This is a genomic window from Caulobacter sp. FW305-C-30-S16 (genome assembly GCF_058783025.1).
In genome coordinates this window covers 331,114-344,434 of the sequence record NZ_JBYSYH010000003.1, presented here as the reverse complement: position 1 = coordinate 344,434, position 13,321 = coordinate 331,114, and the positions used below count along the sequence as shown (strand labels likewise).

The following is a 13,321-nucleotide window of genomic DNA, read 5'->3' as shown; positions in this document are numbered from 1 at the left end:
TCGCGCTATCGCGGGTCTGTGCGAGGATAAAATGCCGGACCCGCGGTTTTTCGAGACCAGAGCCCCCCTGTCGCTGGGGGACATCGCCCGCCTCACCGGCGCTGTGATAGCCGGAGCGGATCAATCCCTCCTGCGCATCGTCGGCGTAGCTCCCCTGGACCGGGCGGGCCCCGCCGACATCGCGTTCCTGGGCGACAAGAAATACCTGACGAGCCTGCGGGAGACGGCGGCCGGCGCCTGCTTCGTCCATGAATCCCATGCGGGAGACGTTCCGGCGGGCTGCGTCCCGATCGTCGTCGGTAAACCGCAGGCGGCCTGGGTTCTGACCGCGGACGCGCTCCATGTCGCGCGGTTCCACGGCGCGGGCGTCGTAAGCGTCCACCCGGATGCCGAGCTTGAGGACGGCGTGCACCTTGCGCCGAATGTCACCATCGGCGCCGGCGCGAAAATCGGCCGCGGCACGCGTATCGCGCCGGGCGCGGTGATCGGCCCGGGCGTCGCCATCGGACGCGACTGCGAGATCGGCGCGAACGCGTCGGTTTCCTTCGCCCTGCTGGGCGATCGGGTGCGGATCTACGCCGGCGCGCGGATCGGAGAGGCCGGCTTCGGGGCCACCGGCGGCGCGACCGGCGTTGTTGATGTCCCGCAGCTTGGCCGGGTCATCCTGCAGGACGGGGTGACGGTCGGCGCCAACAGCTGCATCGACCGGGGCGCCTGGGAAGACACGGTGCTGGGCGAGAACACCAAACTCGACAATATGGTGCACATCGCTCACAACGTGCGGCTTGGACGCAACTGTGTTCTGGCAGGCTTTACGGGGCTTTCCGGCAGCGTAACCGTCGGTGATGGCTGCGCCTTCGGCGGACGGGCCGGGATCGCCGACCACGTCACAATCGGTGACGGCGCCCAGATCGCCGCCGGCGCCGGGGTGTTCCGCGATATTCCGGCCGGCGAGACCTGGGCCGGGGTTCCGGCTCAGCCGATCAGGAACTGGCTACGCGAGTCTGCCATTTTGGCGCGTATGGCCCGTGAAAAGAAAAGGACTGGCCATGAGTGACGGCGAAACAGCGCTTCCGACCATCGAGATCGGGGAGATTCTCGCGCGGCTGCCGCACCGCTATCCCTTCCTGCTGGTCGATCGCGCGGAAGAGTACCGGCCCAGCGAGTCGCTGGTCGGCATCAAGTGTGTGACGATCAACGAGCCCTTCTTCCCCGGCCACTTCCCGGGCAACCCGGTCATGCCCGGCGTGCTCGTGGTCGAGGCCCTGGCGCAGGTCGGGGCGCTGCTGATGTCCAAGACCTGGGACATCGACATAAGCAAGACGACCATCTTTTTCATGTCCGTCGACGGCGCGCGCTTCCGCCTGCCGGTGCGGCCCGGCGACGTGCTGAAACTGCATGTGGACGTGGTGAAAATCCGCGCGCCGGTGGTCAAGTTCAAGGGCCGGGCCCTGGTCAACGGCAAGCTGGCCGCCGAATGCGAGTTCTCGGCCATGAAGGCGGACAACCCCGCGTGACCCTGATCCACCCCACGGCCATCGTCGACAAGGCTGCGCAGATCGATTCCAGCGTGGAGATCGGGCCCTATTGCCTGGTCGGTCCCGGCGCGACCCTGTCGCGGGGCGTCAAGCTGCTGTCGCATGCAATTGTCGAGGGCGTCACCGAGGTCGGTGAGGACTGCATCCTGCACCCGTTCGCCTGTCTGGGTGGTCCGCCGCAGCATTCGGCGCACAAGGGCGAGCCGACCCGCGTCGTCGTCGGCGCCCGCAACGTATTCCGCGAGCATGCGACCGTGCACGCCGGCACGGCGGGCGGTCGCGGCGTCACGACGATCGGCTCGGACGGCCTGTTCATGGTCAGCGTCCATGTCGGCCATGACTGCGTCATCGGCGACAAGGTCACCATGGCCCCCAGCGTCGCGGTCGGCGGCCATGTGACGGTCAACGACTTCGTCTTCCTCGGCGGCCTGGCGGCGATCCACCAGTTCACCCGCATCGGCCGCTACGCCTTCGTCGGCGGCGGCGGGATCGTGACCAAGGACGTGATCCCCTATGGCTCGGTGTGGGGCAACCACGCCCATCTCGAAGGCCTGAACCTGATCGGCCTGAAGCGGCGCAACTTCACCCGCGAGCAGATCGCCACCCTGCGGGCCGCTTACCGGCTGCTGTTCGCCGACGAGGGCACATTCCAGGAGCGGCTCGAGGACGTGACCGAGACCTATCCGGACGTTCCCGAGATCATGGAAATCGTGGCCTTCATCCGCGACGACGCCACGCGGCCGCTTTGCCTGCCCGAGCGCGAGGTCTGACCGTGCGCAAGCTCGGAATCGTCGCCGGGGGCGGTGGCCTGCCGGCCGAGATCGCGGCGCGTTGCGCCCGGACGGGGCGCCCCTATTTTGTCGTGCGCCTGCGCGGTTTTGCCGACGAGGCCACGCAGGGACACCCGTCAGCCGACATTGGGCTCGCGGAACTGGGCAAGGTTTTCAAGACCTTGCGGGCGCAAAACTGCGAAGCCGTCTGCTTCGCCGGCGTGGTCGCCCGGCCGGACTTCGGCAAACTGAAGCCCGACATCCGCGGTATGGCCGCCTTGCCCGCCATCATCGCCGCCGCGCGCAAGGGCGATGACGGCCTGCTGCGCGCCGTGCTCGACGAGTTCCGCAAGGAAGGGTTCGTCATCGAAGGCGCCCACGAAGCCGCGGAGTCCATGACCCTGCCGTTGGGCATTCTCGGAAAGGTCTCCCCGGCCGAAACCCATGGCGAGGATATCCAGCGTGCGCTGGTCGCGGCCCGCGCCATCGGACGCCTGGACATCGGCCAGGGCGCCGTCGTCTGTCACGGACTGGTGCTGGCAGTGGAGGCCCAGGAGGGCACCGACGCCATGCTGCACCGGGTGCGCGGCCTGCCCGAGGCGATCCGAGGCGCCCCTGGCCGCATGGCCGGGGTGCTGGCCAAGGCGCCCAAGCCGATCCAGTCGACCGATGTCGACCTGCCGACTATCGGTGTCGCCACCGTGCGCGGCGCGGCCCAGGCGGGGCTGGCGGGCATCGTCGGCGAAGCCGGGCGTCTGCTGATCGTCGACCGCGAGGACACTGTCGCCCTGGCCGATGACCTCGGCCTGTTCATCCTCGGCGTCGAGGCGAAGGACGAATGAGCCGGCCCCTGACCGTCATGCTGGTGGCCGCAGAGGCCTCGGGTGACGCTCTGGGGGCAGGTCTGGCCCGCGCGCTGAAAGCCCGGCTGGGCGACAAGGTCAGGTTCGTCGGCGTCGGCGGCAGCCGCATGGCCGCCGAGGGCGTCGACAGCCCGTTCGATATCGCCAGCCTGTCGATCCTGGGCATCTTCGAGGCCGTCGCGGCCTATCGCACCGTCATGCGGCGGGTCGCCGACACCGCCGCCCTGGCCGCCCGTGAGACGCCGGACGTGGCGGTGCTGATCGACAGTTGGGGGTTCACGCTCCGCGTCGCCCACGCGCTGCGCAAGGCGTCCCCCGGCCTGCCGCTGATCAAGTATGTCGGGCCACAGGTCTGGGCGACGCGGCCGGGCCGGGCGAAGACGCTCGCCGCTTCGGTGGATCATCTGCTGTCGATCCACAGTTTCGACGCCACCTGGTTCGAGGCGGAGGGGCTGAAGACCACCTTCGTCGGCAACCCCGCGCTGGCGAAGGATTTCTCGCGGGCCGATCCTGCGCGCCTGCGCAAGGCGATCGGCGCGGCGCCGGACGACGACATTCTGCTCATGCTGCCGGGAAGCCGCCCGGCCGAGATCAAGCTGGTGATGCCGGTCTTTGAGGAGGCCGTGAAACGCCTCAAGGCCGAGCGTCCCGACCTGCATGTCGTCGTTCCGGCGGCCGGGACGGTGCTGGAGTCCGTCAGGGCCAGGGTCGCGGGCTGGCCGTTCCGCGCCCATGTAATCGAGGACGAGCAGCTCAAGGACGACGCCTTCGTCGCCGGCACGGTCGCCCTGGCCTGCAGCGGCACGGTGACCACCGAACTGGCCCTGGCGGGCGCGCCCATGGTGGTCGCCTACAGGATCGGCGCAGCCAGCTACGCTATCCTCAAGCTGATCTTCAAATCCCCCTGGGTGACGATGTTCAACATCGCGGCGAAGGCCTTCGTCGCGCCGGAGTTTCTGCAGGCGGAGTGCACGCCCGACCGGCTGGCCGCCGCCGTCGCCGAGCGGCTCGACGACCCGGCCCTGCGGGCCCGTCAGACGGCCGCCCAGAACGCTGCGCTTGAATTGATGGGCCGCGGCGGGCCCGATCCTTCGGAGAAGGCGGCCGACACCCTACTGGCCCTGCTCGCCGAGCGTGGCGTGAAGGCGTAGGACTGCGTCATGCGTATTCTTCCGCTCCTTGCCTTCCTTCTGCTCACCGCCTGCGCGCCGGTCGCCGCACCCTCGTCGCCGCCGGTCGCGCCGCCGATGCCTCCGCCACCGTCAGCCGGCCCCGATGACGTCGCCTGCGCGGCGCGGGGCGGGACAGTCCGGCCGGTCTGTCGCATGCAGCGCCCGGCCTGTGTCATCGCGTATGAGGACGCCGGCAAGGCCTGCACCGATGGCGATCAGTGTGAGGGGCGCTGCGTCGTCCTGACCGGCGACGGATCAAAGGGCGGGGTTTGTGAGGCCGACAGCGACCCCTGCGGCTGCACGACCGAACTCATCGGCGGCGTTCCCAGCTCGATCTGCGTGGACTGACCATGCAGACCTTCGACGTCGTTATTGTCGGCGCCGGGGCGGCCGGCATGATGTGTGCGATCGAGGCCGGTCGTCGCGGACGCTCGGTGCTGATCCTCGACCATGCCAAGGCGCCGGGGGAGAAGATCCGCATCTCCGGCGGCGGCCGCTGCAACTTCACCAACATCCACACCGGGCCGCAGGCCTTCCTGTCGAACAACCCGCGGTTCTGCCTCTCGGCGCTGCGGCGCTATACGCCGAAGGACTTCATCGCCGCCGTCGATGCGCGCGGCATCGCCTGGCATGAGAAGACCCTCGGCCAGCTCTTCTGCGACGGCTCCGCGGTCCAGATCATCACCATGCTCACTGACGCGATGGCGCAGGCCGGCGTGGAGTTGCGGCTCGGCGTGGGCGTGGAGCGTGTCGACCGGGCGGGCGAGGGCTTCGCCCTGACCCTGTCGGACGGCGGCCGCGTCGGCGCCGCCTCGCTGGTCGTTGCGACCGGCGGCAAGTCGATCCCGAAGATGGGCGCGACCGGCTGGGCCTACGATGTCGCCCGGCAGTTCGGGGTGGCCGTCATCGAGACCCGGCCCGCGCTCGTGCCCCTGACATTCGAGATCGGGCTGCTGGAGCAGTGGAAGCCGCTCTCGGGCGTCGCCCTCGATGCGGTCGTCGCCTGTGGCAAGACGAAGTTCGCCGAGGCCATGCTGTTCACCCATCGGGGGCTCAGCGGGCCTTCGATCCTGCAGATCTCGTCCTACTGGCGGGAGGGCCAGGAGATCGCGGTGACCATGGCGCCGGGCGTCGACGTCTTCGCCACGCTCAAGGCCGCCAAACAGACCAATCCGCGCCAGGCCGTGCATACCGCGCTGGGCGCCGTGCTGCCCGCCCGGCTGGCCCAGAAGCTGGCCGAGGAGGCCGGCGCGCGGGGCAACCTCGCCGACACCCCGGACGCCGTCCTGCGGGCGCTGGACACGGCGGTGAACGGCTGGCGGGTCAAGCCGGTGGGGTCGGAAGGCTACCGCACGGCCGAGGTGACGCTCGGCGGCGTGGACACCCACGCTCTGAACTCGACGACCATGGCGGCCAACGCCGTGCCGGGACTCTTTTTCATCGGCGAATGCGTCGACGTGACCGGCTGGCTCGGCGGCTACAATTTCCAGTGGGCCTGGTCCAGCGGCTGGGCGGCGGGGCAGGTGGTTTAGAGAGCGGGGACATGTACCGAAGGTACGTGTCCCCCAATCCAACAGGCCCTGAATCCCGATTGGGGGACACGTACCTTCGGTACATGTCCCCTTCGCCTACTTCAGCAGCTTCTGGCCTTCGTCCTTCAGGCGGCCGCCGATCTTGCCGGCCAGCAGGCCGAGGATGCCTGGCAGGACGACCTCCATCCGGACAGCGTCGGCCAGCACGTCCAGCGAGCCGGTGATGCTCTGGCCGCTGATCTGCGCGTCGAAGAGCAGCCGGTCCCCCTCCCAGCGCTGATCGATCTTCGCCGCGCCGCCGGGCAGCTTTGACGTCATCTCGGCGAACCCGGCCTCAAGCCGGCGGCGGGCCTCGGCGATGCCGAGTTGATGGGGAATGGAGACGGTGAGGGGCTTGGCCATGGCTCTACAACGAAGATCAGCGGGATTTGCTCCTGAGCGCCCGGCGGGCCGTTGTTCGGCCCCAAAGTCCGGTACAGGATCGGACAGGAGATAGAGGCAACCATGCGCCTGTTAAAGACCGTCAGCCTGTTCGCGGCCCTCGCCCTGTGCATTGGATCGGCCCGCGCCGCGCCGATCGAGGATCCCGAAGGGACGGTTGTCGACGCTTTCGTGGTCCAGGCCGTCGAGCCCGGACCGGCCTGGTGGCGGGTCTCCGATGGCGATTCCATCGTCTACATTCTTGGCGCGCCGGAGAGCCCCATGCCGCCGGGCGTGACCTGGGACAGGCGGACGGTCGAGCGCCGGCTGACCGGGGCGAACAGCCTGTTGATGGGGACATCGATGACGGCGGGCCTGCGCGATCTGCCCGCCCTGCTGAAGATCCGCGCCCAGTTGAAGTCGAAAACCCCGCTCGAGCCCGGCCTGTCGCCGGCGTTGCGCGCGCGGTTCGTGGCCGCGCGGACCCGTCTCGGCCAGCCGGCCAGCCGCTATGCCGGCTGGACCCCGCTGGTCGCCGGGGCGCTCGTCTATGGCGACAGCCGCGACCGCAAGAAGGGCTGGACCTATACCCGCGCGGCCGTGACCGCGGCGGCGAAGAAGCGGAAGGTGAAGGTGACCTATTCGGCGCAGTACAAGGCCGTGCCTTTCGCCCGCGCGGCGATCGCCGGTCTGACGCCGGCGATCCATCAGCAATGCCTTGAGAGTGCGCTGGAAGACATCGAAACGTCCGAGGCGCGGGTGCGCGCGTCAGCTGCCGGATGGGCCCGTGGCGATGTCGCCCTGGCCCTGACCGCGCCGCGCAACTTCGACGGCTGTCTGCTCCTGCTGTCGGGCGGCGCGGAGCTGTGGCGGCGTCAGTCCCGCGACGACGCGGCCGCCATCGCGACGGCGCTGAAGAAGCCGGGCAAGGCCGTGGCGGTCATCGGACTGCGCCGCCTGCTGGCGGAAGACGGCGTCCTCGAACAGCTGCGGGACAAGGGCTTTGATGTCGCGGGGCCGGGTGAGGCGCTGCCGTAGAGGGGACATGTACCGAAGGTACGTGTCCCCTAATCAAGATTCAGCGCTGGCTCCATTGGGGGACACGTACCTTCGGTACATGTCCCCGCGTTCTCAGCCGCGCTTGTCGATCGGCGTGTAGTCGCGGAACGTCGCGCCGGTGTAGAGCTGGCGCGGACGGCCGATCTTGCGGCCGGGATCCTCGAACATTTCCTTCCACTGGCTGATCCAGCCGACGGTGCGGGCCAGCGCGAACAGCACGGTGAACATGTTGGTCGGGAAGCCCATCGCCCGCAGGGTGATGCCGGAATAGAAATCGATGTTCGGGTAGAGCTTGCGGTCGATGAAGTAGGGATCGCTGAGGGCGATCTTCTCCAGCTCCATGGCCACTTCCAGCAGCGGGTCGTTGACGCCCAGCTCGCCGAGCACCTCGTGGCAGGTCTTCTGCATGACCTTCGCCCGGGGATCGAAGTTCTTGTACACGCGGTGGCCGAAGCCCATCAGCTTGTACTTGCGGTCCTTCACGCCCTGGATGAACTCGGGGATCTTGTCGACCGTCCCGATCTGTTCGAGCATTTCCAGCGCTTCCTGGTTGGCCCCGCCGTGCGACGGGCCCCAGAGGCAGGCGATGCCGGCGGCGATGCAGGCGAACGGGTGCGCGCCCGACGAGCCGGCCAGACGCACCGTCGAGGTCGAAGCGTTCTGCTCGTGGTCCGCATGCAGGATGAAGATCCGGTCCATGGCCCGGGTCAGGATCGGGTTGGGCTTGTAGTCTTCCGCCGGCACGGCGAAGCACATGCGCAGGAAGTTCTCCGCGTAGGTCAGGTCGTTGCGCGGGCTGATGAACGGCTGGCCGATCGTGTATTTGAACGCGCGCGCCGCGATGGTCGGCATCTTGGCGATCAGACGGTGGGCCGAGATCTCGCGCTCGATGGGATCGTCGACGTTGATGCTGTCGGCATAGAAGGCCGACAGGGCGCCGACCGCGCCGGTCATCACCGCCATCGGGTGGGCGTCGCGACGGAAGCCTTCGAAGAAGCGGTCGAACTGCGCGTGCAGCATCGTGTGGCGCGTGATCGTCGTCTCGAACTTCTCACGCTCGGCAGCCGACGGGAGCTCGCCGTGCAGGAGCAGGTAGCTGACTTCCAGGAAGCTCGACTTCTCGGCCAGCTGGTCGATCGGATAGCCGCGGTGCAGCAGGACACCGGCGTCACCGTCGATGAAGGTGATCTTGCTCTCGCAGGACGCCGTCGAGGTGAAACCCGGATCAAACGTGAAGGTGTCGGAGTCCGCGTACCACTTGCGAACGTCGACCACGTCGGGGCCCGTCGTTCCGCGGATGATCGGCAGCTCGAAGCTCTGGGTCCCGATCGTCAGCATCGCCTTATCGGTCATGCCTGAGTCCTCTTGAAAACACACATAGGCCCGAACGGGCGTTTGAGGTCGTTATAACGGTTCACGCGTCAGGCGAAAGCGCATCGTCAAGCCGCGCCAGACTCTCCTCGCGACCGAGCGCGGAAAGCGTGCGGCCGAGGTCGGGCGATGCCGCTCCACCGGTCAGGATCGCCCGCAGGGCGGGCCCGAACTTGCCGAAGCCGACGGCCTCGGATTCGGCGAACGCCTTCAACAGCGCCTCGAGCGCCCCGGCGCTCCAGTCGTTGGCGGCCGCCAGCACGACCCGCAGCCGCGACAGGCGCGCGCGGGTCTCGTCGGTCAATTGGCCGCGGGCCTTGTCGTCGAGCACGATCGGCCGGGCGCGGAACAGGAAGGTCAGCTGATCGGCCAGCTCGACGATGGTCTTGGCCCGCTCCTTGACCAGCGGGATGGCCCGCAGGGCGTGCGCCTTGCGGGCGGCGTCGAGCGGATCGCCCCGTGTGACGAAGACATCGGCGACCAGATCGGCCAGCCGGGCGTCATCGGCCAGCCGGATGTAGTGGGCGTTGACGTAGTTCAGCTTGTCCCAGTCGAGCCGCGACGCGCCCTTGTTGGCGTCGGCGATGTCGAACCAGGCGATGGCCTCGGCGTCGCTGAACAGTTCGTCGTCGCCGTGGCTCCAGCCCAGGCGGGCCAGGTAGTTGCGCATCGCTTCGGGCAGATAGCCCAGGCTGGCGAAATCGGTCACCGCCGTGGCGCCGTGGCGCTTGGACAGCTTGGCGCCGTCCTCGCCATGGATCAGCGGGATATGGGCGAAGGCGGGAACCACCCAGCCCATCGCCTGGTAGATCAGGCACTGGCGGGCGGCGTTGTTCAGATGGTCGTCGCCGCGGATGATGTGGGTGACGTCCATGTCGTGGTCATCGACCACCACGGCGAGGTTGTAGGTCGGCGCGCCGTCCGAGCGCAGCAGGACCAGATCGTCCAGATCCCGGTTGCGGAACGTGACCGCGCCCTGGACCAGGTCGCTGACCACGGTGTCGCCGTTCTTCGGGCCGCGGAAACGGATGGCATGCGGCCGGGCCAGGTCCTCAGGCGAGGGGTCCTTGTCGCGCCAGGGCGAGCGCAGGGCGTGGCCGGCGGCCTGGGCCTTCTCGCGGGCGGCGGTGAGCTCGTCGCCGGACAGCCAGCAGCGGTAGGCCTTGCCGGCCTCGAGCAGCTCCAGGACCACGGCGCGGTGCCGGTCGGCGCGGGCGGCCTGGAACACCGGCTCGCCGTCGAACGGCAGGCCCAGCCAGGCAAGTCCGTCGAAGATCACCTGCACGGCCGCCTCGGTCGAGCGCTCACGATCGGTGTCCTCGACACGCAAAAGGAAGCGACCACCCGTGTGTTTCGCGTATAGGTAGTTGAACAGGGCGGTGCGCGCCGTGCCGATGTGCATGGAGCCGGTCGGCGAGGGGGCGATTCGGGTGACGACGGGCCTGGAGTCGGACATCTCGGGAGGGTCTGGAAGGTCGGGGGCGCCTCTTAGCATGGTCGCTCGCGCCGCTCATAGCCTTGCCGGCCTGCACGCTGAATTCGCCGCACAGGCGAGCCGCTGGACGCTCTGGACGCCGGTGGCGTTCGGCCTGGGCGGGGCCGGATATATGACCCTGAGGGTCGAGCCGCCCCTGTGGCTGGCGATGCTCCTGGCGGTCGCGGCGGTCGCCGCCGCCTGGGCGGCCCGACGCTGGCGCGGAGACGGCCTGATCGTGGTCGCCGCCGTCCTGGCGGCCTTCGCCGCGACCGGGCTGCTGGGGGCCAAGCTCCGGTCGGACCTGGTCGCGGGGCCGATCGCGCCGCCGGCCGACACGCCACGCTGGATTGAGGGCTGGGTCGTCGATGTGCCCAGCCGGGGCGCCGGCGGCATGCGCGTGCTGGTCGCGCCGGAGTGGGTCTCGGGCCTCGCGCCGGAAGAGACGCCGGTGCGGGTGCGGGTCACGTTGCGCGAGGGAATAGCGCCGTCGCCGCCGGGCTCGGCGATCCGCCTGCGGGCGATGATCGGGCCGCCGCCCGACCCGGCCAGTCCGGGCGCCTACGACTTCGCCCGCGATGCCTGGTTCGACCGCGTCGGGGGTGTCGGCTTCTCGCTCGGTGCGCCGGAGGCGGCCGCCCTGTCGCGCCCGCCCTGGCGTCTGAGGATGACCATGGCCATCAACGCGGCGCGCTGGCGGCTGGCGGAGCGGATCGTCGCGCGGATGGGCGAGGCCAGCGGCGGCATCGGCGCGGCGATGGTCACCGGACACGAGGCCTGGATCACGCCACAGCAGACAGAGGACATGCGCGCCTCGGGCCTGGCGCATATCCTGTCGATCTCGGGCCTGCATATGGCCATCGTCGGAGGCTTCGTCTTCGCGGCGGTGCGGTTGCTGGTCGCGCTCTGGCCGTGGCTGGCGTTGAGAGTGTCGGGCAAGAAGGTCGCGGCTTCGGCCGGCCTTCTGGCGGTCGCGACCTATCTGGTGGTGTCGGGCGCTCCGCCGCCGGCCGAGCGCGCGGCGATCACCGCCTCGGTCGCCTTCGCCGCCATCCTGTTCGACCGCCAGGCGATCAGCCTGCGCACGCTGGCGGTGGCCGCGTTGATCATCCTGGCGCTGCAGCCCGAAGCTGCCGCCGCGCCCGGCTTCCAGATGTCGTTCGCCGCGACCACGGCGCTGGTGGCCCTGGCCGAGGCCTGGCCCAGACCGGTGCGGGAGATCTCGACGCCCTGGTGGATCCGCGGGCCGCAGGCGGTCGTGGTCTGGGTGCTTGCGGCGCTGGCGGCCAGCTTCGTGGCGGGTCTGGCGACGGGGCCGTTCGCGATGCACCACTTCAACCGTATGGCCAGCTATGGCCTGTTCGCCAATCTGCTGGTCTCGCCACTGTCGAGCTTCGTCATCATGCCGTTCCTCGCGCTCGGCGGCGCGCTGGAGTCGCTCGGCCTCGGCGGTCCGTTCCTGTGGGTGGCGGGGCAGGGGATCGATGCGATGGTCGGCGTCGCCCACGCGACCGCTGTGCAGCCCGGAGCCCAGATGGTCATCGCCAGCGCGCCCGGCGCAGCTTTGCCGACCGCGTTCCTTGGCATCATGCTGCTGTGTCTGTGGAAGGGCCGTCTGCGCTGGCTCGGCGCGCCGCTGGCGATGGCGGTGCTGATCTGGCCCCGGCCCGAGCCGCCGGACGTCTGGATCGCCTCTGACGGGGCTGCCGTGGCGGTTCGGCAGGGACGGGACGCCATCCTGCTGCGGCCGGAGGCCCGCCGCTTCGCCGCCGACCTCTGGGCGCGCAGGCGTGGCCTTGCGATCAGCGCGGATCCGGAGAGGGCGCGGGACGGCCTGTTCGCCTGCGATCGTTTCGCCTGTCGTCCGGGCACGGGCGCCGACCTGGCCTTCTGGTCGGGCAAGAGGCCGCCGAGGCGGACTGTTTATGATCAGCTTTGCGCGCCCGGCCGACTGGTGATCCTGCGCTCGGATCCGCACGGCCGCGGCTGTGAGGATGCGTTCCTGCTATCCGCGCGCGACTTCGCCCAGGGCGGCTCGGCGGAGCTGTGGCGGACGCCGGGCGGATGGCGGGTCAGGTGGGCGAACGACTTGAGGGGAAGGCGGCCGTGGACGGGGTAGAACCCACGACTAGCCGTGACGCGGAAATCGGCATTGCGGCAGTGACTGGGTCGCCTTCACAACAATCCTCCCGAGCTTCGCTGGGGAGGGGGACCACGCGGAGCCTGGTGGAGGGGATTCCGTGCACCGACTCCCCCTCAGTCACGCTACGCGTGACAGCTTCCCACAAGGGTGGGGAGCATCGCCTACGGGTCTAGTGATACTTGCGGATCAGCCCGACGAGCTTGCCCTGGACCTCGACCTGGTCGGGGCCGTAGACGCGGGTCTGGTACTTCGGGTTGGCCGCTTCCAGCGCGATGCTGGCGCCCTTGCGGCGCAGGCGCTTGAGCGTGGCTTCCTCGCCCATCACCAGCGCCACGACGATCTCGCCGCTGTGGGCCGTGTCGGTCTTGCGGATCAGCACGAAGTCGCCGTCGAGGATCCCGGCCTCGATCATCGAGTCGCCCTGCACCTCGAGCACATAGTGTTCGCCGGCGCCGAGCATGCTCTCGGAGACCAGCATCTTCTCGCGCTCGACCTGCAGCGCCTCGATCGGCGAGCCGGCGGCGATGCGGCCGAGCAGGGGAATCTCGCGGACATCGTTGGCGATGATCGGCGCCGACGAAGCGCTCGGCTTGTCGCCGGTCACGACTTGCGGCTTGAAGGCCTGCCGACCGCCGGACGGGGCGGAGGTTGTCGCCTGCTGCGGCAGCTTGGTGACTTCAAGCGCGCGCGCCCGGTGCGGCAGGCGGCGCAGGAAGCCGCGTTCCTCCAGCGCCGTGATCAGGCGGTGGATGCCTGACTTGGAGGCCAGATCGAGCGCCTCCTTCATCTCGTCAAACGAAGGCGAAACGCCGCTCTCCTTGATCCGCTCGTGAATGAACATGAGCAGTTCGTGCTGTTTGCGAGTGAGCATCTGCCGGGCCTCGTCACCGAATCTGTCGCGGAACAAACCGCTAACAACTGTCGATGTTCTCTAGGCGTTCTTGGTTTCTGTCAAGTTAACGGCCCTGGGAGGCTCAGG

At 69.1% G+C, this 13,321-nt stretch carries 13 protein-coding genes; 9 read left to right on the top strand and 4 right to left on the bottom strand.

Annotated elements, in window-relative coordinates; genetic code table 11:
- Positions 1–31 precede the first annotated feature (31 nt).
- From lpxD to AC3WJT_RS13715, 7 genes are read left to right on the top strand one after another with little or no spacing between them, the layout of a single operon-like run.
- Positions 32–1,057: a UDP-3-O-(3-hydroxymyristoyl)glucosamine N-acyltransferase gene (gene lpxD, locus AC3WJT_RS13745; protein WP_492343691.1), complete on the top strand. Its 1,026-nt coding sequence runs from the start codon at positions 32–34 to the stop codon at positions 1,055–1,057.
- On the top strand, positions 1,050–1,517 hold the full coding sequence (gene fabZ, locus AC3WJT_RS13740; RefSeq protein ID WP_492343690.1) for a 3-hydroxyacyl-ACP dehydratase FabZ: 468 nt from the start codon (positions 1,050–1,052) through the stop codon (positions 1,515–1,517). The genes lpxD and fabZ overlap by 8 nt, the downstream gene beginning before the upstream one ends.
- Positions 1,514–2,308: an acyl-ACP--UDP-N-acetylglucosamine O-acyltransferase gene (gene lpxA / locus AC3WJT_RS13735; protein WP_492343689.1), complete on the top strand. Its 795-nt coding sequence runs from the start codon at positions 1,514–1,516 to the stop codon at positions 2,306–2,308. The genes fabZ and lpxA overlap by 4 nt, the downstream gene beginning before the upstream one ends.
- A gap of 2 nt (positions 2,309–2,310) precedes the next feature.
- Positions 2,311–3,150 (top strand): UDP-2,3-diacylglucosamine diphosphatase, encoded by an 840-nt coding sequence (gene lpxI, locus AC3WJT_RS13730; protein WP_492343688.1) that lies wholly within the window; start codon positions 2,311–2,313, stop codon positions 3,148–3,150.
- Positions 3,147–4,322, top strand: a complete 1,176-nt coding sequence (gene lpxB, locus AC3WJT_RS13725; protein WP_492343687.1) for a lipid-A-disaccharide synthase — start codon at positions 3,147–3,149, stop codon at positions 4,320–4,322. The genes lpxI and lpxB overlap by 4 nt, the downstream gene beginning before the upstream one ends.
- Before the next feature lie 9 nt (positions 4,323–4,331).
- Entirely contained in the window at positions 4,332–4,691 is a 360-nt protein-coding gene (locus AC3WJT_RS13720) for a hypothetical protein (protein WP_492343686.1), read from the top strand.
- Positions 4,692–4,693: 2 nt separating this feature from the next.
- The gene (locus AC3WJT_RS13715) at positions 4,694–5,875 is read left to right on the top strand and encodes a BaiN/RdsA family NAD(P)/FAD-dependent oxidoreductase (RefSeq protein WP_492343685.1); all 1,182 of its coding nucleotides are present in this window, start codon (positions 4,694–4,696) and stop codon (positions 5,873–5,875) included.
- A 96-nt stretch (positions 5,876–5,971) separates the two neighbouring features.
- On the opposite strand, the gene AC3WJT_RS13710 is transcribed toward AC3WJT_RS13715, so the two are convergent.
- Positions 5,972–6,277, bottom strand: a complete 306-nt coding sequence (locus AC3WJT_RS13710; protein WP_492343684.1) for a polyhydroxyalkanoic acid system family protein — start codon at positions 6,275–6,277, stop codon at positions 5,972–5,974.
- A gap of 102 nt (positions 6,278–6,379) precedes the next feature.
- Here AC3WJT_RS13710 and AC3WJT_RS13705 point away from each other — a divergent pair, with 102 nt between their 5' ends.
- Positions 6,380–7,333, top strand: coding sequence for a TraB/GumN family protein (locus tag AC3WJT_RS13705; RefSeq protein ID WP_492343683.1), 954 nt, complete (start codon positions 6,380–6,382; stop codon positions 7,331–7,333).
- Positions 7,334–7,426: 93 nt separating this feature from the next.
- On the opposite strand, the gene gltA is transcribed toward AC3WJT_RS13705, so the two are convergent.
- Positions 7,427–8,707, bottom strand: a complete 1,281-nt coding sequence (gene gltA, locus AC3WJT_RS13700; RefSeq protein WP_492343682.1) for a citrate synthase — start codon at positions 8,705–8,707, stop codon at positions 7,427–7,429.
- Positions 8,708–8,768: 61 nt separating this feature from the next.
- Positions 8,769–10,181 (bottom strand): glutamate--tRNA ligase, encoded by a 1,413-nt coding sequence (gene gltX / locus AC3WJT_RS13695; protein ID WP_492343681.1) that lies wholly within the window; start codon positions 10,179–10,181, stop codon positions 8,769–8,771.
- 37 nt (positions 10,182–10,218) lie between these two features.
- On the opposite strand from gltX, the gene AC3WJT_RS13690 reads away from it, so the two are divergent.
- Positions 10,219–12,318, top strand: a complete 2,100-nt coding sequence (locus AC3WJT_RS13690; RefSeq protein ID WP_492343680.1) for a ComEC/Rec2 family competence protein — start codon at positions 10,219–10,221, stop codon at positions 12,316–12,318.
- Positions 12,319–12,511: 193 nt separating this feature from the next.
- Here AC3WJT_RS13690 and lexA read toward each other — a convergent pair whose 3' ends face one another.
- Positions 12,512–13,213 carry a transcriptional repressor LexA gene (lexA, locus tag AC3WJT_RS13685; protein ID WP_492343679.1) on the bottom strand — a complete coding sequence of 234 codons (702 nt, stop codon included), beginning with the start codon at positions 13,211–13,213 and terminating at the stop codon, positions 12,512–12,514.
- Between the last annotated feature and the right edge of the window lie 108 nt (positions 13,214–13,321).

Coding starts and splice junctions, on each gene's coding strand:
- lpxD (WP_492343691.1), top strand. CDS start 32: ATGCCGGACCCGCGGTTTTTCGAGACCAGAGCCCCCCTGTCGCTGGGG.
- fabZ (WP_492343690.1), top strand. CDS start 1,050: ATGAGTGACGGCGAAACAGCGCTTCCGACCATCGAGATCGGGGAGATT.
- lpxB (WP_492343687.1), top strand. CDS start 3,147: ATGAGCCGGCCCCTGACCGTCATGCTGGTGGCCGCAGAGGCCTCGGGT.
- AC3WJT_RS13720 (WP_492343686.1), top strand. CDS start 4,332: ATGCGTATTCTTCCGCTCCTTGCCTTCCTTCTGCTCACCGCCTGCGCG.
- AC3WJT_RS13715 (WP_492343685.1), top strand. CDS start 4,694: ATGCAGACCTTCGACGTCGTTATTGTCGGCGCCGGGGCGGCCGGCATG.
- AC3WJT_RS13710 (WP_492343684.1), bottom strand. CDS start 6,277: ATGGCCAAGCCCCTCACCGTCTCCATTCCCCATCAACTCGGCATCGCC.
- AC3WJT_RS13705 (WP_492343683.1), top strand. CDS start 6,380: ATGCGCCTGTTAAAGACCGTCAGCCTGTTCGCGGCCCTCGCCCTGTGC.
- gltA (WP_492343682.1), bottom strand. CDS start 8,707: ATGACCGATAAGGCGATGCTGACGATCGGGACCCAGAGCTTCGAGCTG.
- gltX (WP_492343681.1), bottom strand. CDS start 10,181: ATGTCCGACTCCAGGCCCGTCGTCACCCGAATCGCCCCCTCGCCGACC.
- AC3WJT_RS13690 (WP_492343680.1), top strand. CDS start 10,219: ATGGTCGCTCGCGCCGCTCATAGCCTTGCCGGCCTGCACGCTGAATTC.
- lexA (WP_492343679.1), bottom strand. CDS start 13,213: ATGCTCACTCGCAAACAGCACGAACTGCTCATGTTCATTCACGAGCGG.